Consider the following 19799-nt stretch of genomic DNA (forward strand, 5'->3'; position numbering starts at 1 on the left):
CTTATACTTAACCAGGGTTAACTAACCTGAACTTTGGGTAAGAGATTTACTAAAGTATTGGTATAAAAAACCGAAGCCTTTGAGCTTCTGTTTGCAAGAAAGTTTCAAAATAAATAATGCGGTGTAATAAATTATTTTACCGCTTTACTTAGTATCGTCAGTTGCCTGCTTATTTAATGTAATATCAGACCAAACCAGACGATGATCCGAACTTTGTAACCCCGGCCCGACTAGATGATAGTTCTCGTCGGTTTTACTCGGCCAAAATACTGCTGTTTGCTCAACCTGAATACCAAATGTTGATGGGATCACATAATCAGCACGCATCTTCCAATCTGCAGTGTGAGTCGCAGAAAACGGATTATTGGGTGCATTCTCAACGCCGCCCACACTAACAGGCATGAGGCTGCCATTTATATATTCACTGGCAAACAATTTAGCCATTGGGTTACCCGTGCCATTGCCTTCATCAGGAGAAGCATTTAAATCTCCCATGATCACAAAGCGCTTGTTCTTGCCTAATCCACCTTTTTGGCCTTTATCGTCATAAATGTAGCCAGATGCATTTGGGTTCACATAATCCCACCAAAAGCGAATTTCATCATGGTTACGTAAGCCGTTCCTGTCTTCTTTACCATCAAACACTGGCGGTGTTGGGTGGCTGGCAAGCACATGAATGACTTCATTACCCACTTTTACTGGCACATCCCAATGGCTTTTCGACGACAGCCTAAATATTTCAAGCTCTTCCTCGTTATACCAGGCTTCACCCGTCTCTGGGTTTACTGGCAGCGTTGCATTGGGCATGTCTCTCCATAAGAACTTTTGAAAGGTGCGTACTTCATCAGTGATGATTGGATGCTGCGATAACAACACCATGGCATATTGCCCAGGAAATACTCCAAAACCATAAGCGTCGCCACCGCCGACACCCATTTTACCGTCATTGTTTAAATCAAATTCAGTGACAATACCCGTGTTAGATTCAGCAAGGTAAAAATAAGGGTAATCAATGTCTTTCACGCCATTTTGACTGACGTTTAAGTAATTTTTAAGCAGCGCTTTTACTGCACTGCCACCGGCCACATAATCGAACTCCGCCAGTAATAACACTTCAGGACGAACGCGTTGAATGATCTCTGCCACTTTTTTAATTTGTGTATCGTTACCGCTTTGCACATCAGCCAGAATATCACCGGCATTTTTGCGATTTAAGTACGCATTAAAAACCGCAACTCGGAGCTCACCTTGCTTAGCCGGCACACCCAAATCACGGGTTTGTGCTTGGCTTGGTGTTTCTTGAGATGACAATCCAGCCGACTCATCGGTAGTTAATTGATTTAGTGAACACCCCGCCATACTTAAACTGGCTAATAAGCTAAACACCAATACACTTTTATTCATGAAAATATCCTTTACGTGCTGAGCCCGGTTCTCAGCAGCTGTTAGAATTTAAAATTGCCTTAGCGTAAATACTTAATTCTAATAACTCAACGCATTACGACAAGTGACTAAGCATAGCCCTTAACGCAAAAACCTCGCAAAAGCGAGGTTTTTTATAAGCGTTTAGTGCTTGGGTTCGGACTACATCATTCCACCCATGCCACCCATTCCGCCCATGCCACCCATATCTGGTGCAGCTGGAGCGTCTTGTGGGATTTCAGAAACCATAGCTTCTGTTGTGATCATAAGACCCGCAACTGATGCAGCGTACTGAAGTGCTGAACGCGTTACTTTAGTTGGATCTAGGATACCCATTTCAAGCATGTCGCTGTAAGTACCGTTCGCCGCGTTGAAACCATAGTTACCTTCGCCCGCTTTAACGTTGTTTACAACTACTGATGCTTCATCACCTGCGTTTGAAACGATTTGACGAAGTGGCGCTTCCATTGCTCGTAGTGCAACTTTAATACCGTGGTTTTGGTCTTCGTTTTCACCAGTTAGCTCAGCAATCTTGCTTGCTACACGTACTAGTGCAACACCACCACCTGGTACAACACCTTCTTCAACCGCAGCGCGAGTTGCGTGTAGTGCATCTTCAACGCGGTCTTTCTTCTCTTTCATTTCAACTTCAGTTGCAGCACCCACTTTGATTACAGCTACGCCGCCAGCTAGTTTAGCCATGCGCTCTTGTAGCTTTTCTTTGTCGTAATCAGACGTTGCTTCTGCGATTTGTGCTTTGATCTGCTCAACACGACCGTCGATTGCCGCTTGCTCGCCAACACCGTCGATGATGGTAGTGTCATCTTTAGTGATAACAACGCGCTTAGCTGTACCTAGGTCTTCAATCGTTGCTTTTTCAAGCTCTAGACCAATCTCTTCAGAGATAACTGTACCGCCAGTTAGAATTGCGATGTCTTGTAGCATTGCTTTACGACGGTCGCCGAAACCTGGCGCTTTAACCGCTGCAACTTTCACGATGCCACGCATGTTGTTAACTACTAGAGTAGCTAATGCTTCACCTTCAAGGTCTTCAGCAATAATAAGTAATGGCTTGCTTGTTTTAGCAACCGCTTCTAGTGTAGGTAGTAGCTCACGGATGTTTGATACTTTTTTGTCTACTAGAAGGATATGTGGGTTATCTAGCTCAACTTGGCCTTTTTCAGCGTTGTTGATGAAGTACGGAGATAGGTAACCGCGGTCAAACTGCATACCTTCTACAACGTCTAGTTCGTTCTCTAGAGATTGACCTTCTTCAACGGTGATAACACCAGACTCACGACCTACTTTTTCCATTGCTTCAGCAATGATATCGCCGATTTCTTTGTCTGAGTTTGCAGAGATAGTACCTACCTGTGCGATTGCAGTTGCGTCTGCACACGGTACTGAAAGCGCTTTTAGTTCTTCAACTGCAGCTACGACTGCTTTGTCGATACCACGCTTAAGGTCCATTGGGTTCATACCCGCAGCAACCGCTTTAAGGCCTTCATTCACGATAGCTTGTGCTAGTACAGTTGCAGTTGTTGTACCGTCACCTGCAGCGTCATTTGCTTTAGACGCTACTTCTTTAACCATCTGTGCGCCCATGTTTTCGAACTTGTCTTCTAGTTCGATTTCTTTCGCTACAGATACACCGTCTTTAGTGATAGTTGGTGCGCCAAATGACTTGTCTAAAACAACGTTACGACCTTTAGGGCCTAAAGTTACTTTAACTGCATTTGCTAGTACGTTTACGCCCGCTAACATTTTTGTGCGTGCGTCACCTGCGAATAATACTTCTTTAGCTGCCATGTTTTATATTCCTCTAAATTCTGTATGTAAAAACCGTAAGTTCGACTTATTCAACAATACCTAAGATATTGTCTTCGCGCATGATCAGGTACTCTTGACCTTCGATCTTCTCTGTTTTCTCAATGTATGAGCCAAACAGTACAGTGTCGCCTGCTTTTACTTGAAGTGCTCTCACTTCACCATTGTCCAACACGCGACCGTTACCAACAGCAACGATTTCACCACGAGTTGATTTTTCTGCTGCAGAACCAGTTAGTACGATACCGCCAGCAGACTTTGTTTCTTCTTCTAGACGCTTAACAATAACGCGATCATGTAAAGGACGAATGTTCATGTGTGTAGTTCTCCTAACAATTTGAACAATGACAGAATATTTATTTTCTACCAATTAGCCCAATTGCCTTGGGCTAAAACTTTAAATCTTTGTTGCAACTCTTTATGGGGATGTATTTTTCAAAACCCAAGAGAAAAAATTAAAAATTTTTAATCTTTACGCTTGTATTCACCTTCAAAGGTGTTCGACCCGTCAACGTTACGCTCTGGTTGACGAGGTTGCGCGTCTTCAAACGGACGATTTGCTTGCTGCTCAAAAGGATTGTTTTGCTGCGTGCTTTGTTGGCCGTTTTGGCCAAAACCTGCGCCAAAGCCACCACCAAAACCTGTTTGTACTTTTACTGATGCTTGCGCCAGTAACGCTTTAGATAATGAGCGGCGCACAGCTGGGGTTAATAAAAGAAAACCAAGTACGTCAGTCATAATACCCGGAGTCATCAATAATACACCGGCAATGATCACACACAGACCGGTAAAAATGTGCTCGCCCGGCAACTGGCCCTGTGCCATTTGTTGCTGCACATTGGTATACGCACCTAAACCTTGTTGTTTAACACATTTAGCACCGATGATGGCGGTAATAATGACTAATGCGATGGTCGCAAACCCACCAATCACATCACTCACTTGAATAAGTAGCGCAATCTCAATAATGGGAACCACAATAAAAAGCAAAAATAAAATACGGAACATAGGGTCTCCTAAAGTCAATGAAAGAGAAATATGGCTAGTTCGGTCTATTTTCAAGTAATCTGGCGCAAAATACACCTTTATATGGCAACTATATTGTAAGTTTGCGTAAACGAGCGTTTGGGCTAGCCCATTCATTGCGCTAGTATGGTGTGTGGTTTGGTGAACAGTTTTTTGAGAAAAGTACCTTATGACAAGCGATTATAAAATTGTGCTCACAACATGTGAGACTAAACATGACGCGCGCAAACTTGCTGCGATACTCGTTGAAAAAAAATTGGCTGCCTGTGTAAACATTTTGCCCGAAGTGGAGTCTGTGTATGTATGGCAAGGAAAAGTTGAACAGCAAACCGAAAGTAAACTTTTCATTAAGACCAACGTACAACGCTTGGAAGAATTAATGGCATGTATTAAATGCCATCACAGCTATGATGTGCCTGAGATCCAAGTTCTTGATGTATCGACTGGCAACCCTGACTATTTTAATTGGATAAATGAGGTACTGAGTTAATGCGCATAGTGGCATTTTTGCTTTGCTTGCTGTTTATGCTTCCCGCACAGGCAGCGAACAACACGGTGTTAAATAGCCTTTTAGCCCCAAAACAACAAACCTTCTTACCGGTAAACGAAGCTTTTCAGTTCGACTTTGACCAGCAAGGCACTATTTTATTCACTGGCTGGGACATTGCGCCTGGTTACTACATTTATAAGCATAAGCTCGAGATCATCGCCAAAAATGCACAGATAAAAGTACCAGAGCTAGAAACTGGCGTTGAAATAGAAGATGAGTTTTTCGGTAAAACCGAAGTTTATTTTAATTCTCTGTCTATTGTTTCCAAGTTAAGCAATATTGGCGAAGATGCAGTCGTCAAGATTCGTTATCAAGGCTGTGCCGAGGCGGGACTCTGTTATCCGCCAGAAGTGATCACCATTCCGCTTTCGATGCTGAACAAAGTGTCAGATAAGACAAATAAAGCAGCCGAAACTGCTGCGCCAGCGGGTAATAATAGTAACGACTTCGTCAATAAGCTCGCTGAGCAAGATTTTTTAACCAACTTAGCTGTCTTTTTTGGGGTTGGTGTACTGTTAGCGTTTACACCTTGCGTGTTCCCTATGTTCCCTATTCTGTCGAGTCTGATTGCTGGCCAATCAAAGCTATCGACGAAAAAGGCCTTCTCACTGTCATTTGTGTATGTACAAGGCATGGCCGTCACTTACGCTGCGCTTGGTCTGGTTGTGGCTGCGGTTGGTGGGCAAATTCAAGGTTACTTACAAAGCCCTGCGGTACTGATTAGCTTCAGCTTACTGTTTGTATTATTGGCTTTTGCCATGTTTGGTTGGTACGAAATTAAACTGCCAGAGAAGTTTATGACGCGTTTAACTAACGTCAGCAACCAACAAAAAGGCGGTAACTACACGGGCGTATTCTTTATGGGTGTGCTGTCTGGTTTAATCGCCTCACCATGTACCACGGCTCCGCTCTCTGCTGCACTACTGTATGTTGCGCAAAGTGGCGACTATCTTGTAGGTGGTTTAACCCTTTATGTGTTAAGTCTTGGCATGGGTCTACCACTGTTACTATTGGGTACTTCTGGCGGTAAATTACTACCTAAAGCGGGCGCTTGGATGGAACAAGTGAAAATGCTGTTTGGCTTTGTGATGCTTGTTGTGCCTTTAGTTTTGTTAGAACGCATTCTCGAATGGAATACCATTCTTTTACTTGGCAGTGTATGGCTGATGATAACCGCGCTGTTTTTACATCATTGGCAAAGCCAAGAACAAAGTGGCAAGCTTAAAACTTCACTTTGGGCTGTTGCCGTGTTGTTCTTGATTGGCGGTGTTTTAACGGCAAAGCACGTTTTAATGCCACCAGCAAAAGTGACAGCGGTTGCCACAGCATCTGATGGTAAATTTAAACAACTCCCCGATTTAGCTGCGCTTCGAGAAGAAGTCGCCCAAGCCAATCAACAGGGCAAGATTGCCATGGTCGACTTGTACGCTGATTGGTGTGTGGCCTGTAAAGAGTTTGAGAAATACACCTTCTCTGACGACAAGGTAAAACAAGCGTTCAAAGACTTCTCTTTATTAAAACTTGATCTGACTGTGACCAATGAGGTGAGTAAAGAGATTTACCAAACCTTTAATGTGGTTGGTTTACCCGCCATCCTATTTTTTGATGCGCAAGGCAACGAGCTGAGCAATTTACGTATCACAGGCTTTCAAAGCGCCGAAGAATTTACATCTCATCTAGAAAAAGTACGTCAAACAGTACAATAAACACCCAACAATACGGCTGCTAGCTGATAATTTTAGCAAGCAGCCAACACCATCACACTTTTATACCACCCTGCTGATTAGACCAGTATTTTGCTGCTATTTAACACGAACTCTCTATAATAGTCTGCGAACGTGAGAAAAAGTTGCTATTTTCAATCGAACGGCTTAGTTTAACGAACTGAATAGAGTGTATTTTTAGTTTGTTATAGCTTTTAAGGAATTTCACGAATTATGTCTGCAAAATTTAAGATTTTAGTACTCAATGGCCCAAACTTAAATATGTTAGGCCGTAGAGAGCCTGAAAAGTATGGCACACAGACTCTTGCAGATATTGTGAGCAATCTAGAGAAGCAAGCTGAGCAACTGAATATCACGCTGACACATGTGCAAAGTAATAATGAAGCAGAGCTAATAAATACAATCCATGATGCTTGGCAAAAGATTGATGCCATCGTCATTAACCCTGCTGCTTTTACCCATACCAGTGTCGCACTGCGCGATGCACTGCTAAGTGTCAGCATACCGTTTTTTGAAGTGCATTTATCTAACGTACATGCACGAGAACCTTTTCGCCATAAGTCTTACTTTTCTGACGTGGCCGAAGGGGTGATATGTGGATTAGGCGCATTAGGTTATGAAGCTGCATTAAATGCTGCACATCACCTTTTGCACAACAAAAATAACGCAAATTAACTAACAGGCGGGCCATCATGGACATTCGCAAAATTAAAAAACTTATCGAATTAGTAGAAGAATCAGGTATTGCTGAGCTAGAGATCACTGAAGGTGAAGAATCGGTACGTATTAACCGTTATAGCAATGCACCTGTAGTTGCAGCGCAGCCTCAACAGTTTGCTGCTCCTGCGCCAGCTGCAGCCCCTGCGGCGGCACCAGTTGCTGAAGCGGCTCCTGCAGCTGCGGCTGAGCCTGCTGGCCATAAAGTACTTTCTCCAATGGTTGGTACTTTCTATTCAGCAGCTTCTCCAGAAGCGCCTGCGTACGTTGAAGTTGGTCAGTCTGTAAACGTTGGCGACACGCTATGTATCGTTGAAGCGATGAAGATGATGAACCAAATCGAGGCTGACAAAGCAGGTGTAGTTAAAGCTATCCTAGTTGAAAACGGTGAGCCAGTAGAGTTCGACCAACCACTATTTATCATCGAATAATCACGCAATAGAAGGCAAATGCTATGTTAGACAAAGTAGTCATTGCGAACCGAGGTGAAATTGCACTTCGCGTATTGCGTGCCTGTAAAGAGCTAGGTATTAAAACGGTTGCTGTGCATTCAACAGCTGACCGTGACTTAAAGCACGTGCTACTTGCAGACGAAACGATTTGTATCGGTAAACCAGCGGCGTCTGAAAGTTACCTTGATATTCCTCGTATTATTGCTGCGGCTGAAGTAACTGACGCAGTTGCAATTCACCCGGGCTACGGTTTCTTATCTGAAAATGCTGATTTTGCAGATCAAGTTGAGCAAAGTGGCTTCGTATTTATCGGTCCTAAAGGCGACACAATTCGTTTAATGGGTGACAAAGTGTCAGCCATCGAAGCGATGCGTAAAGCCGGTGTACCTTGTGTACCAGGTTCTGACGGTCCACTGACTGAAGACAACGAGCGTAACGTTCAAATCGCTAAACGTATTGGTTACCCGGTAATCATCAAAGCAGCAGGTGGCGGCGGTGGTCGTGGTATGCGTGTTGTTCGCTCTGAACAAGAGTTAATTGATTCAATCGCATTAACTCAACAAGAAGCGAAGCAGTTCTTTGGTAATGGCATGGTTTACATGGAGAAATTCCTTGAAAACCCACGTCACATCGAAGTTCAAGTGTTAGCTGATGGTCAAGGTAATGCTATTCACTTAGGTGAGCGTGACTGTTCAATGCAGCGTCGTCACCAGAAAGTCGTTGAAGAAGCACCAGCGCCAGGTATCACAGCTGAAATGCGTAAGTTCATAGGTGATCGTTGTACACGTGCATGTATCGAAATCGGTTATCGCGGTGCGGGTACGTTCGAATTCCTATACGAAAATGGCGAATTCTACTTCATCGAAATGAATACACGTATTCAGGTAGAGCACCCTGTAACTGAAATGGTTACTGGTGTTGACCTAATCAAAGAGCAGCTGAAAATCGCTGCGGGTCAACCTCTATCAATCACACAAGATGACGTTGTGATTAAAGGCCACGCAATTGAGTGTCGTATTAACGCAGAAGATCCTGTGAGCTTTATTCCTTCACCGGGTAAAATCACACGCTTCCACCCTGCTGGCGGCTTAGGTATTCGTTGGGACAGCCACATTTATGCTGACTACACTGTACCACCACATTACGACTCAATGATCGGTAAGCTTATCACTTATGGTGAGAACCGTGACGTTGCAATTGCGCGTGCGCGTAATGCTTTAAATGAATTAGTGATCGATGGTATTAAAACCAACACACCATTACATAAAGACATCCTTGCGGATGAGCACTTCCAAAATGGTGGCACGAACATTCATTACCTAGAGAAAAAGCTAGGTCTTCAATAAGACACCGCTTTTACAAAAAAACCGATATCAATGATATCGGTTTTTTTATGTCTTTAATTCGAAACTAAACTATTGCTTAAGCTGTACCACCGACTGTGATTTCGTCGATTTTCAAGCTTGGTTGACCCACACCAACCGGCACACTTTGACCATCTTTGCCACATACACCAACACCGCGATCTAGCTCTAAATCGTTACCGACCATAGAGATCTTATGCATTACATCTGGCCCATTACCGATTAAGGTTGCACCTTTAATCGGTTGTGTGATTTTACCATCTTCAATTAAGTACGCTTCAGAGGCTGAGAATACAAACTTGCCCGACGTGATATCAACCTGACCACCACCGAAGTTTGACGCAAACACGCCTTTTTTCACGGTGCTAATGATCTCTTCTTGGCTGTGTTCACCCGGTAACATATAGGTATTGGTCATGCGCGGCATTGGTAAGTGTGCATAAGACTCGCGACGACCATTGCCGGTTGGAGCCACGCCCATCAGTCGCGCATTCATCTTGTCTTGCATGTAGCCTTTCAGAATACCGTTCTCGATAAGTACGTTGTAACCCGCTGGCGTGCCTTCATCATCAATGTTTAAAGAACCACGACGATCTGACATAGTGCCATCATCGACTACGGTACATAAGCTAGAAGCCACTTGCTCGCCCACTTTTCCGCTGAATGCCGATGCGCCTTTACGGTTAAAGTCGCCTTCTAAACCATGACCTACCGCTTCATGCAACAGTACGCCCGGCCAACCAGCGCCTAAAACAACCGGCATAGCACCTGCTGGTGCGTCAATCGCCTCCAGGTTTACCTTTGCCATACGAACCGCTTCTTTGGCGTATTCCATCCAGCGCGGTTTGCCATCGACTAGCTCTTTAAAATAGCCATAATCTAGACGAGCACCGCCACCCGCACCGCCACGTTCACGGCGACCATTCTTCTCAAGTAATACTGAGCAATTAAGGCGGATCAGCGGACGAATGTCAGTTGCAAAGGTGCCATCACTGGCTGCTACCAGCACTTCTTCATAGACCGCAGACATCGAGCTGACAACCTGCTGTGCATCAGGCGCAAGCTCACGAATGTAGTTTTCAATCTCTTTTAATAGTGCAACCTTATCGTTATCACTCATGCTGGTGATTGGTTGCAGTGGCGCAAACTGCTGCTTAGCAGTAACGTCACTAAATACTTGTACAGTTTTGCTTTCGCCCGCTTGCGCGATACTACGCGCCGCCATTGCCGCTTTATTTAATGCTTCGATATTGATGGCATCTGAGTATGAAAAACCCGTTTTTTCACCTGATACCGCACGCACACCGACACCACGTTCGATGTTATAGCTACCCTCTTTTACAAGGCCGTCTTCTAGCACCCACGTTTCGTTATAACTTGATTGAAAGTATAAATCTGCGTAATCAACTTGATGTTGATGAATATAGCTTAGAGTTTGCTCAAGTTGCTCTCTGGTAAGCTGGCTATCCGTTAATAAGTTCTGCTCAACATTATTCATAAAACGTGCTCTTAAATCGGTTATGTTGGTGCACAGGTAAACTGGCACGAACTTGTTGGAGTTCTGATAAATCTAACTGACACTCTATGTTTGTCAGTTCAGTTTTGGCATTCGCTAATACCTCACCCCAAGGTGAGATAGCAACACTGTGGCCGTAAGTCGCTCTGCCATTGTCATGCTGCCCAACTTGTGCTGCCGCTAATACATAGCATTGCGTTTCTATGGCTCGGGCTTGCAGTAAAGGCAACCAATGTGCTTTTCCGGTGACTGTGGTAAATGCGCTAGGGACTAAAATAATATCTGCACCCAGTGCCATCATCTTCTGATAAAGGCCAGCAAAACGCACATCATAACATACACTTAAACCAATTCTGCCAAAGGGCGAATCGACAACCACCAGATCACTGCCCGCTTGGGTAAATTTAGACTCTCGATAGCCACCACTACCATCTTGTACTTGCGCATCAAATAAATGGATCTTGTTGTATTGCGCGACAACCTCACCCAGCTCATTAAAGAGTAGGCTGGCAGCATAGTATTTACCAGTATTTTCAGAGGGTAATGCAATGGTGCCTGCAGCTAGCCAAATATTAAATTGACGACAAAGCTGTGCTAACTTCTCAACCCAAAGGTGGTTGCTTTTACTCTGCTCAAGTGTTGTTGCACCGTCTTTGTTAAAGCATAACCAAGTTTCTGGCAAGCAAACGAGTGTTGGTTTACTGAGCTGGGCATTTGTGAGTTGCTGTTGCAGGTAGTTAAAGTTTTGCTCTGCGCTCATGGTTGAGCACATTTGCACAATAAAGGCTTGAGGATGCATTAATTTCCTCCTTCGTTCGCTTTATCTTTATTTTTTGTTTGAGGTTTTTGCGTTGCGGTACTAGCTGCCGGCTCTTCATTCGTAGCGGTTGCTGATACAGTAGTTATCTCGTTTACTTGCCCACCTTCAACTACAGGCTGCGAAGCAGGTTGCTCGCTCGGTGCTGGGGGTTCACTTTGTGCAGGTTTAGGGATCTCGATTTCCCGACTCTTTCTATCAATCTCTGTCACCACAGGCTCTTGCATGGTGCCTGTCACTTTAAACTTAATTTCAGAAATAACCCTTGCCGAGTGCAATACTTGGTCGAGTGCCAAGGCGGCAATACCCGTTACCGGATTCACCATCCAGCCCACAATCACTGGCAAACTCGACGTCACCTGAGGCGCGACAGCTAAATCGTAATTGATCTCTTGCGTATCTAAATTAGCAAAGCCTTGAATGGTCAAATCGGCTGGCACACCATCCATACTGGTGTCTTTAGTATAGGCTATACCCTCTGCAATTTGCATGCTGCCTTCCATGCTGTTGTAGAAGAAACCTTTAGAGAATACGTCACGAAAATCAAGCTTTAGCTTGCGCACCAAAGAGTCGAGGCTAAGCAGTGAAAAGACTCGGGCACCTTTGTCACTGATCTCTGATAAATGACCTTCGCCCAACTCCCATTGAATGTCTCCCGCTAGGCTAGGCACATGGACTTTATAAGGCGCACCTTGCCAACTCAGTTGATAGTGCATATTGGCTTTTGAATCTTTAATTGACGAGGTTAAGTCGAACTCTGAAAGCAATTCACCAATATCACGACTATTCATGATGCCGCTGATCTCCGTCATGCCATCTTGCCAACTACCTTGACCTCTAAATACATGATCTTGCTTATCTACAACCAGCTCTGAAATATTAAATTTTTCACCGTCGCCAAACATTGAAAGCGACACTTTATCGAGTTGATAAGTCTTAACCTTACAATCAGCACACAGCATTTCAATCGCAGGGATCCGTGTTAACCACTGTAATGATTCTGCCGTTTCTGGATCGGTTGGTGCATCATCGGCAGCTTCTGGTACATTTAAACGTAAGTAATCACTATCTATTTGAATAGGTCGGCTAGAGCCACCTTCAGGAATAGCTACAGTTGCCCGTAACTCCTTGGCATTTAAACGCACTTTAGTGCCTGAAGTATCAGGTTCTAAGCGCATTTCAAAATCATTAAATGGTAACCCAGAGATCGAGAGATAATTAATCTGCGCGGTGATCTCATTTAGCTTGGGCAGCATACTCGGCGTTTCTGTCGGTTTAGCACTTATTTGAATTAACCTATCGATAAAGTCTATCCAAGGTATAAGCGCAATTTCAGGTAAGTCTATTGAGACTTGGAAATCTTGCTGTGCTAAACCCCTGTCTTGTTGTGCTGCGATGATATGAGCATTACTAAATCGACCCGTTTCATTCTCCAATATCGCATTAAAGAATAGTTTATCCTGAATACTTGCCGTGATCAGATTCGAAATATCATCACCACGTACTTGCCCAGATAATGGCCAGCTACTTTCAAGAGATTTATTGTAAGGCGCAGGAAGCGTACTTTCTAAACCACGCAAATCAGCATTAAAACTAGCGTTATAAGTAAATCCTTGTGGCGCAAAATCAAGCTTTACTTGAGTATTTAGTGCAGTTTCACCAAACAAGTAACCATCCATAATACCGTGGCCATAAGGAAGGAGCTTTTCTGCACTCGCCTGAAGCTGAGTATCAACCGTTACTTTGTAAGTTTGTGCAACCGACTTCCCCTGTAGCGATAATATCAATGGCATATCTAACCAAGTCGCAGTTGCTTCATTTAAGTCGATCACTTCATCGTTGAAAGTTAAAGTACCGCTAACTTTATTTAACTGCATACCAGGTTGAGCTAGGAAGACAGCGTTATCATCTAAGTTCACTGTTCCGGTCGCATTCACAGCTAGAGTATTTAAATCAATGTCTAGTTTAACCTGCCCTTTAATTTCACCTTGTGCTTGAACCACATCGAAGACATTTGTGAGGGGGTCTCTCAATGGTGTTTCAGCAAAGAAAGTACCCAGTTTTTGTGCCTGTGTAGTCTGGTTTATATCGACCGTCAGATTGCTCGCCTGCTCTAAATTTGCGAGGCTGACCTGCACATTGCCATCAATAAATTGATTTATGAGCTGACCTTCATCAACATAAATATCCATACGCTCATTGACGAAGTGTAACTTAGCAGCGGCTTTTTGGATCGCAGGCCACTGTGGCGCGAACTCAAATTCGGCCTGAGTTAAATCCGATAGCACCTCAAAGCGACCACTATTCTCTAAATAAGGAAACTCGCTTAACTTGCCAGATAATAAAACCTGCGAACCAAGGTGACGCCCATCTTTGATGGCACTGTTTAGATAGTTAATCAAGGACTCAGCCATGAGTGTCTGCGGGAAGTAATGCTTTGCGATTTTGCCTGTTCCGCCTTTTACTTCTACGTACAGGTCTAATTCGGGTTGCTCAAGTAGACGCAACTGCATTTCTGCCGCAGCAGTGAGATCTTGGTTATTTAACCATAGCGAGTCGCTCGTTACTCGCCAATGATCATTTGATTTAAAAATATCAAAACGACCAGAAAGTTGTTCATAAGCAATCGGCTTCGCAAACATTTCACCTGTGTGTAACTGCCCTTTTTGAGCATATATATCGATTGTCGCTTGTTCGCCCGCAGCCAATATTTCTAAACGTAAAGGTTCAGTTGCAGGAATACCATTGGCATATTGCCAGTGCACTTGCTCCGAGAAAAGCCACACTTTTGGGTCAACGTCTGACACGAATTCAAGCTTACCCTGCACCTTACCTTGAGGAGATAGATCAGCCAATAAGTCGACATTAGGTAAATTCGTCAGTTGCAAAAACTCAGTAAGCAATGGTAGCTCAACCCCTTTGAACCATATTGATTGAGCATCCTCAAACAACATTTCAAAAGCAATATCAGCAAATGAATGGTTATTTCGGGTGAAATTGATCTCTGAGCCCTGTAATGACCAACCGCTTTCAGTTGGTAACAATAAGCCTTTAGCCTGCATTAAGCTTAGTTGTTGAGCTTGCGTATTTTGCTGCCAATGAATATGGCTAGGCTGCATATTCAATTGAATATTTTTGACTTTACCATGCGCCAATGACAGCCACATTTGGCCATTGATATCGGTATACAGTGCTTGTTTATTGGCATCTAAATAAGGAGATAACCATTCTTGCAAATCGACTTGAGAAGCCTCAAAGTAAATCTCGCCTGCCAATTCAGCTAAAGTTTTACCTGTCAGTAATAAATCGGCACTTAATTGACCTTCCGTTAGGCCTGGTACGCCCACAACCCCAGTGCCACGATGGGCCAACACATTGTTTTGCCATATCACGTCTTCGAGCAGTAAGGTATGCTCTTTACCATTGCCTAAAGTAAGATTTAGGCTGCTGTTTCTTATGGCAAAATGTCCTGACTCACCGAGGAATAAGCTTTCGATTAAGGCTTGTTGTTCAAACTCTGCATTGCTTTGCTGTGTTGAAATATCTAACGCATTTAAATCAACATCAGCCGCAAAACCTTCTAGAACAAAGTAATCAGATCTGAGCTGCAGAAAGCGCAATGACTCAATGACATTAATTTGCAAACTGGTGTTATCGATACGCAGTCGAATTGGCGAATTATTGTTATCGTCAAAGGTGACGTCTTCAAGCACTAAAGCAGGACCTACGCCCTCCCAACTCGCAGTGATTGAGCCGATACGTAAGTCGACATTAAATTGCTCATTGATAAGTGCTTCTAAATCATGCTTGTAGTCATTCGCATAAGGTAGGCTATAACGAAAAACAGAGACCAAAACGGCAAGCAAAACCAGTGTGACAGCAACGAGTTGCCACACTTTTCGCAAACAAAAAAAACAGACCGCTTTGACTTGCATGGGTTGCTAACCGCCTTACATCATAACAACATCAAACTGCTCTTGGCTGTATAAGTTCTCAGTTTGAATACTAACTTGCTTGCCAATAAACAGCTCTAGCTCAGCCAAGTTATGATACTCATCATTGATCAAAGCCTCGCTAACCGCTGCTGAAGCGTAGACCATAAACTTATCGGCATCATAAGCGCGATTTACTCGCACAATCTCACGTAAGATCTCGTAGCACACCGTTTCAACCGTTTTTAATGAGCCTCGACCTGAACAAGATGGGCACACGTCACATAAGATATGCTCTAAACTTTCACGTGTTCGCTTGCGCGTCATTTCGACTAAGCCCAGTGCAGATAGGCCATTGATATTAGCTTTAGCCCTATCTTTCGAAAGTGCGGTTTCTAAAGAATGCAGCACGCGACGTTTGTGCTCATCTGACACCATATCGATGAAGTCGATGATAATAATACCGCCTAAATTACGCAGCCTTAGCTGACGGGCAATGGCAGAAGTCGCTTCAACATTGGTATTAAAAATGGTTTCTTCTAAATTACGATGACCAACGAACGCCCCTGTATTCACATCAACTGTGGTCATGGCCTCCGTTTGATCGATGATCAAATAGCCGCCTGATTTTAATTCCACTTTACGATGCAGCGCTTTTTGAATTTCGCTTTCAACATCAAACAGGTCAAAAATCGGTCGCTCACCCGGATAGTACTCTAAGGCGTTAGACAACAGTGGTACGAATTCTTCGGTGAAGGTCTTAAGCTCTTGATAAGTGAGCTTTGAATCAACACGGATACGTTCCATGTCTTCACCAACATAATCACGCAATGTTCTAAATGCCAACGTCAGATCTTCGTGCAAAATGGCTGCTTTACTGGTTTTACGACGACGGCCAATGATTTTTTGCCATAACTTTTTCAGAAATTCAGCGTCGTGTTGCAGCTCAGCTTCTGTAGCGCCTTCAGCAGCTGTTCTAACGATAAAACCGCCGTTTTCGTCGTTATATTGCGACACGATCTTTTTAAGACGACTACGTTCTTCTTCTGTTTCAATGCGCTGACTTACACCCACATGCGTCGCATCTGGCATAAACACCAAATAACGCGAAGGAATGGTAATGTCAGTGGTTAGACGTGCCCCTTTGGTACCAAGTGGATCTTTTACCACTTGCACCATGATATATTGGCCTTGCTTAACCAATTCACGAATATCTTGTACTTTCTTTACTGGCTGCTCATCAACACCTTCTTCAATCGATGCACTGTTAACAATATCAGAAGCATGTAAAAAAGCGGCTTTCTCTAAACCAATATCCACAAAGGCTGCCTGCATACCCGGTAACACTCGGCTCACTTTGCCCAAGTAGATATTGCCAACAATGCCCAGATTACCTACGCGCTCTACTTGTATTTCTTGCAGCACGCCATTTTCGATTAATGCGACACGACTCTCACTGGGTGTCACATTGATTAATAATTCACTACTCATGCGCCCCCGCTATAAATGCTTTTATTAATTCATCCGTCTCATATAAAGGTAAGCCGACTACGGCAAAATAGCTACCCGACATCTGGGTAACAAAACGACCGCCAAGACCCTGAATACCATAACCACCAGCTTTATCTTGTGGCTCACCCGATTGCCAATACGCGCTAATTTCTTTATCGGTGAGCGCTTTAAACGTCACGTCTGTCGCCACGACCTGACTTAATACTTGATGTTTATTTGCAACGGCAATGGCGGTTAAAACTTGATGAGTTCGTCCGGATAAGCGCTTCATCATGGCAATAAAATCAACCTCATCAACTGGTTTACCTAGCGCTAGATTGTCGACCACCACTACAGTATCACTACCCAGTACAGGTTTATCATCGTAACCCATAGTTACACCTGTTTGAGCCTTTAAACGCGCTAAACGTTCAACTAATTCTAGAGGGGTTTCATTTTCTAGCTGAGATTCGTCAGCATCAACTGAAAATTGTGTGAACTCATAGCCTAATTGAGCAAGTAGTTGTTTACGTCTTGCTGAGGCTGAAGCGAGATAAAGCGTGGTCATTATCTGATCCTAAATTGTCTTCGATATTTACGCAGTAGTAAGAAAATCCATGGCCAACAAAACATACCCGTCAGAGCAGGCCACAAGTACTCGGGGTTGAAATAAATATCGAGTAAGAAGTGATTCAACCAAAATTGTAGCAAATGATATAAGGCTAAGAACAAACCGACTAAAACAGCTTGTTGCCAAATTGAAAAGTTACGAATTTTCTGAAAGTTACTGACGGTAATATAAATACACACTGAGTAACAAAGCGAGTTAACTCCAAGAGGTGACCCAGTGGCTAAATCTATGATTAACCCTGTTACCCAAGCCCAGCCTATATTCACTCTATGCGGCAGTGCCAATGACCAGTACATAAGCACTAACAACACCCAATCAGGACGAAAGATATCAGTCGATAAAGGCAAAGGCATTAAGGCCATAACTAAGGCTAAAAACAGAGAAAAACAAATTAATAAATAATGACGCTTAATCATTACGGCTTTCCAAATTACGTTTACCTAGCACCACCAGCAAGCGAACTCGATCTAACTGCGCTATCGGCTCGGCATACACTTTCGCAAAAGGGACACTTTCATCACGATCAATAGAGGTGACCACAGCAACAGGGTAGCCTTCAGGAAAAGTCCCCCCTAAACCCGACGTGACCAACACATCGCCAATTCTGACATCTTGGCTGTGGGGCACATGTGACAACGTGAGTTGATTTAGTTTACCCATGCCTTCAACTACCGTGCGTACGTCATTTCTTAAAATACGTACTGGTGTTGCGTGAGTGGTATCTGTAACTAATAAAACCCGAGATGTCGTAGTGCCTGTATGCGTAACTTGGCCGACAATGCCAAGCTCGTCAATTACAGCCTGTCCTACTTGCAAACCATCAATCGTACCTTTGTTAATTACAACCTGGTGACTATATCGATTGGAGTGAACTGATAATACCTGACCAATTAGGCGGGAACTCTTTTCTCGAGCAGATGCACTTAGCAGTGCTCTTAGTTCTTGGTTTTCTTTTTTCAGAAATTGTAGTTGTTGCAGTTGCTCACTTTGCAGTAGCTGTTTCTCTCTCAGCGCCTGATTTTCATCGAGCAACTGATCACGCGTTTGTAAACTACGCGCGCCTAAACTAAGCACCTCGTAAGGTACGTTAGCAAAATACAATAATGGGCTTACTAAGGTATGTAAACTGGTACGTAAAACCGTACCACCGCTTGTATAGCGATCACCGAGTATTAATAAAATACTCAAAATGACCGCTACGGTCAGCCTAAATTGTAGTGATATCGTACGGCCAAATAATAAGTTCATTAGTCGTAGCTAAATACATCACCACCATGCATATCAATCATTTCAAGCGCTTTACCGCCACCACGAGCAACACACGTCAGCGGATCATCTGCCACAACAACTGGAATACCCGTTTCTTCCATTAGCAGTCGGTCTAAGTCTTTTAGTAGCGCACCGCCACCGGTAAGCACCATACCGTGCGCTGAGATATCAGAAGCAAGCTCTGGTGGAGATTGCTCTAGCGCAACCATTACCGCACTCACGATACCCATTAATGGCTCTTGTAGCGCCTCTAATATTTCGTGTGAGTTAAGGGTAAATGAACGTGGTACACCTTCAGCAAGGTTACGGCCACGCACTTCAATTTCAATCGGCTCTTCGCTCTTAAATGCTGAACCAATTTCATGTTTGATCGTCTCTGCGGTTGCTTCACCAATTAAACTACCAAAGTTGCGGCGTACATAGTTAATGATCGCTTCATCAAACTTATCACCACCGATACGCACTGACGAAGAATAAACCACACCATTTAACGAGATAATCGCAACTTCTGTTGTACCACCACCAATATCAACAACCATAGAGCCCGTTGCTTCAGATACTGGTAAGCCCGCACCAATCGCTGCAGCCATAGGCTCTTCAATTAGGTAAACTTCACGAGCACCAGCACCCATTGCTGACTCTCGGATTGCTCGTTTTTCAACTTGTGTTGCACCACAAGGCACACAAATCAGAACACGAGGACTCGGACGCATGAAGTTATTGTTATGAACTTGCTTAATAAAATGCTGAAGCATTTTTTCTGTCACGTAGAAGTCAGCAATAACACCATCCTTCATTGGGCGTATCGCTTTGATATTACCTGGCGTACGACCAAGCATTTGCTTTGCAGCCGTACCTACTGATGCCACACTTTTTGGACCACCAGCTCGCTCTTGACGGATCGCCACAACAGAAGGTTCATTAAGAACAATACCTTCTTCTTTTACATAAATAAGGGTGTTTGCCGTACCTAAATCGATTGATAGGTCGTTAGAGAATAATCCGCGTAATTTTTTAAACATGAGGTTGAATAACCTTTAAGAATTCTTTTAAACACAGTG

General features: G+C 43.7%; 17 protein-coding genes. 5 read left to right on the plus strand and 12 right to left on the minus strand.

All coding sequences use genetic code 11. From position 1 onward, the window contains the following. Positions 1–144: 144 nt before the first annotated feature. From ACH784_RS15880 to ACH784_RS15895, 4 genes are all read right to left on the minus strand, one after another. Positions 145–1404 carry an endonuclease/exonuclease/phosphatase family protein gene (locus ACH784_RS15880; RefSeq protein ID WP_404391827.1) on the minus strand — a complete coding sequence of 420 codons (1260 nt, stop codon included), beginning with the start codon at positions 1402–1404 and terminating at the stop codon, positions 145–147. A 180-nt stretch (positions 1405–1584) separates the two neighbouring features. Next, complete coding sequence (gene groL, locus ACH784_RS15885) at positions 1585–3231, minus strand: chaperonin GroEL (protein WP_138561414.1); 1647 nt, start codon at positions 3229–3231, stop codon at positions 1585–1587. A 46-nt stretch (positions 3232–3277) separates the two neighbouring features. Beyond that, positions 3278–3565, minus strand: a complete 288-nt coding sequence (locus ACH784_RS15890) for a co-chaperone GroES (RefSeq protein ID WP_058028548.1) — start codon at positions 3563–3565, stop codon at positions 3278–3280. Positions 3566–3714: 149 nt separating this feature from the next. Beyond that, entirely contained in the window at positions 3715–4257 is a 543-nt protein-coding gene (locus ACH784_RS15895) for an FxsA family protein (RefSeq protein WP_404391830.1), read from the minus strand. A gap of 187 nt (positions 4258–4444) precedes the next feature. On the opposite strand from ACH784_RS15895, the gene cutA reads away from it, so the two are divergent. The 5 genes from cutA (at position 4445) to accC (ending at position 9064) form a co-directional block, all read left to right on the plus strand. Beyond that, positions 4445–4765 carry a divalent-cation tolerance protein CutA gene (gene cutA, locus ACH784_RS15900; RefSeq protein ID WP_138481626.1) on the plus strand — a complete coding sequence of 107 codons (321 nt, stop codon included), beginning with the start codon at positions 4445–4447 and terminating at the stop codon, positions 4763–4765. After that, positions 4765–6531, plus strand: coding sequence for a protein-disulfide reductase DsbD (locus ACH784_RS15905; protein ID WP_404391832.1), 1767 nt, complete (start codon positions 4765–4767; stop codon positions 6529–6531). Before cutA ends, ACH784_RS15905 begins: the two co-directional genes overlap by 1 nt. A 231-nt stretch (positions 6532–6762) precedes the next feature. Further along, the gene (gene aroQ, locus ACH784_RS15910) at positions 6763–7224 is read left to right on the plus strand and encodes a type II 3-dehydroquinate dehydratase (protein ID WP_404391834.1); all 462 of its coding nucleotides are present in this window, start codon (positions 6763–6765) and stop codon (positions 7222–7224) included. A gap of 17 nt (positions 7225–7241) precedes the next feature. Then, entirely contained in the window at positions 7242–7697 is a 456-nt protein-coding gene (gene accB / locus ACH784_RS15915; protein ID WP_404391836.1) for an acetyl-CoA carboxylase biotin carboxyl carrier protein, read from the plus strand. A 23-nt stretch (positions 7698–7720) separates the two neighbouring features. Beyond that, on the plus strand, positions 7721–9064 hold the full coding sequence (accC, locus tag ACH784_RS15920; protein ID WP_404391838.1) for an acetyl-CoA carboxylase biotin carboxylase subunit: 1344 nt from the start codon (positions 7721–7723) through the stop codon (positions 9062–9064). 76 nt (positions 9065–9140) lie between these two features. Here the strand turns inward: accC and tldD are convergent, their stop codons facing one another. From tldD to ACH784_RS15960, 8 genes are read right to left on the minus strand one after another with little or no spacing between them, the layout of a single operon-like run. Further along, positions 9141–10580 (minus strand): metalloprotease TldD, encoded by a 1440-nt coding sequence (gene tldD, locus ACH784_RS15925; protein ID WP_404391840.1) that lies wholly within the window; start codon positions 10578–10580, stop codon positions 9141–9143. Then, complete coding sequence (locus tag ACH784_RS15930) at positions 10573–11397, minus strand: carbon-nitrogen hydrolase family protein (RefSeq protein WP_404391842.1); 825 nt, start codon at positions 11395–11397, stop codon at positions 10573–10575. The genes tldD and ACH784_RS15930 overlap by 8 nt, the downstream gene beginning before the upstream one ends. Further along, positions 11397–15350 carry a YhdP family protein gene (locus ACH784_RS15935; RefSeq protein WP_404391844.1) on the minus strand — a complete coding sequence of 1318 codons (3954 nt, stop codon included), beginning with the start codon at positions 15348–15350 and terminating at the stop codon, positions 11397–11399. The genes ACH784_RS15930 and ACH784_RS15935 overlap by 1 nt, the downstream gene beginning before the upstream one ends. Before the next feature lie 15 nt (positions 15351–15365). After that, a complete protein-coding gene (gene rng, locus ACH784_RS15940; RefSeq protein WP_404391846.1) occupies positions 15366–16838 on the minus strand; it encodes a ribonuclease G in 1473 nt (490 codons plus the stop codon). Beyond that, positions 16831–17409 (minus strand): Maf family protein, encoded by a 579-nt coding sequence (locus ACH784_RS15945; protein ID WP_404395299.1) that lies wholly within the window; start codon positions 17407–17409, stop codon positions 16831–16833. Before ACH784_RS15945 ends, rng begins: the two co-directional genes overlap by 8 nt. Then, complete coding sequence (mreD, locus tag ACH784_RS15950; protein ID WP_058028536.1) at positions 17406–17885, minus strand: rod shape-determining protein MreD; 480 nt, start codon at positions 17883–17885, stop codon at positions 17406–17408. Before mreD ends, ACH784_RS15945 begins: the two co-directional genes overlap by 4 nt. After that, positions 17878–18717: a rod shape-determining protein MreC gene (mreC, locus tag ACH784_RS15955; protein WP_404391848.1), complete on the minus strand. Its 840-nt coding sequence runs from the start codon at positions 18715–18717 to the stop codon at positions 17878–17880. The genes mreD and mreC overlap by 8 nt, the downstream gene beginning before the upstream one ends. After that, positions 18717–19760, minus strand: coding sequence for a rod shape-determining protein (locus ACH784_RS15960; protein WP_058028534.1), 1044 nt, complete (start codon positions 19758–19760; stop codon positions 18717–18719). The genes mreC and ACH784_RS15960 overlap by 1 nt, the downstream gene beginning before the upstream one ends. Between the last annotated feature and the right edge of the window lie 39 nt (positions 19761–19799).

Source organism: Pseudoalteromonas phenolica (genome assembly GCF_044788725.1).
GTDB classification, from domain to species: Bacteria; Pseudomonadota; Gammaproteobacteria; order Enterobacterales; family Alteromonadaceae; genus Pseudoalteromonas; species Pseudoalteromonas phenolica_C.

Bases quoted from the DNA above. Each gene is read 5' to 3' on its own strand.
- ACH784_RS15880 (WP_404391827.1), bottom strand. From the start codon at position 1,404: ATGAATAAAAGTGTATTGGTGTTTAGCTTATTAGCCAGTTTAAGTATG.
- groL (WP_138561414.1), bottom strand. From the start codon at position 3,231: ATGGCAGCTAAAGAAGTATTATTCGCAGGTGACGCACGCACAAAAATG.
- ACH784_RS15890 (WP_058028548.1), bottom strand. From the start codon at position 3,565: ATGAACATTCGTCCTTTACATGATCGCGTTATTGTTAAGCGTCTAGAA.
- ACH784_RS15895 (WP_404391830.1), bottom strand. From the start codon at position 4,257: ATGTTCCGTATTTTATTTTTGCTTTTTATTGTGGTTCCCATTATTGAG.
- cutA (WP_138481626.1), top strand. From the start codon at position 4,445: ATGACAAGCGATTATAAAATTGTGCTCACAACATGTGAGACTAAACAT.
- ACH784_RS15905 (WP_404391832.1), top strand. From the start codon at position 4,765: ATGCGCATAGTGGCATTTTTGCTTTGCTTGCTGTTTATGCTTCCCGCA.
- aroQ (WP_404391834.1), top strand. From the start codon at position 6,763: ATGTCTGCAAAATTTAAGATTTTAGTACTCAATGGCCCAAACTTAAAT.
- accB (WP_404391836.1), top strand. From the start codon at position 7,242: ATGGACATTCGCAAAATTAAAAAACTTATCGAATTAGTAGAAGAATCA.
- accC (WP_404391838.1), top strand. From the start codon at position 7,721: ATGTTAGACAAAGTAGTCATTGCGAACCGAGGTGAAATTGCACTTCGC.
- tldD (WP_404391840.1), bottom strand. From the start codon at position 10,580: ATGAATAATGTTGAGCAGAACTTATTAACGGATAGCCAGCTTACCAGA.
- ACH784_RS15930 (WP_404391842.1), bottom strand. From the start codon at position 11,397: ATGCATCCTCAAGCCTTTATTGTGCAAATGTGCTCAACCATGAGCGCA.
- ACH784_RS15935 (WP_404391844.1), bottom strand. From the start codon at position 15,350: ATGCAAGTCAAAGCGGTCTGTTTTTTTTGTTTGCGAAAAGTGTGGCAA.
- rng (WP_404391846.1), bottom strand. From the start codon at position 16,838: ATGAGTAGTGAATTATTAATCAATGTGACACCCAGTGAGAGTCGTGTC.
- mreD (WP_058028536.1), bottom strand. From the start codon at position 17,885: ATGATTAAGCGTCATTATTTATTAATTTGTTTTTCTCTGTTTTTAGCC.
- mreC (WP_404391848.1), bottom strand. From the start codon at position 18,717: ATGAACTTATTATTTGGCCGTACGATATCACTACAATTTAGGCTGACC.
- ACH784_RS15960 (WP_058028534.1), bottom strand. From the start codon at position 19,760: ATGTTTAAAAAATTACGCGGATTATTCTCTAACGACCTATCAATCGAT.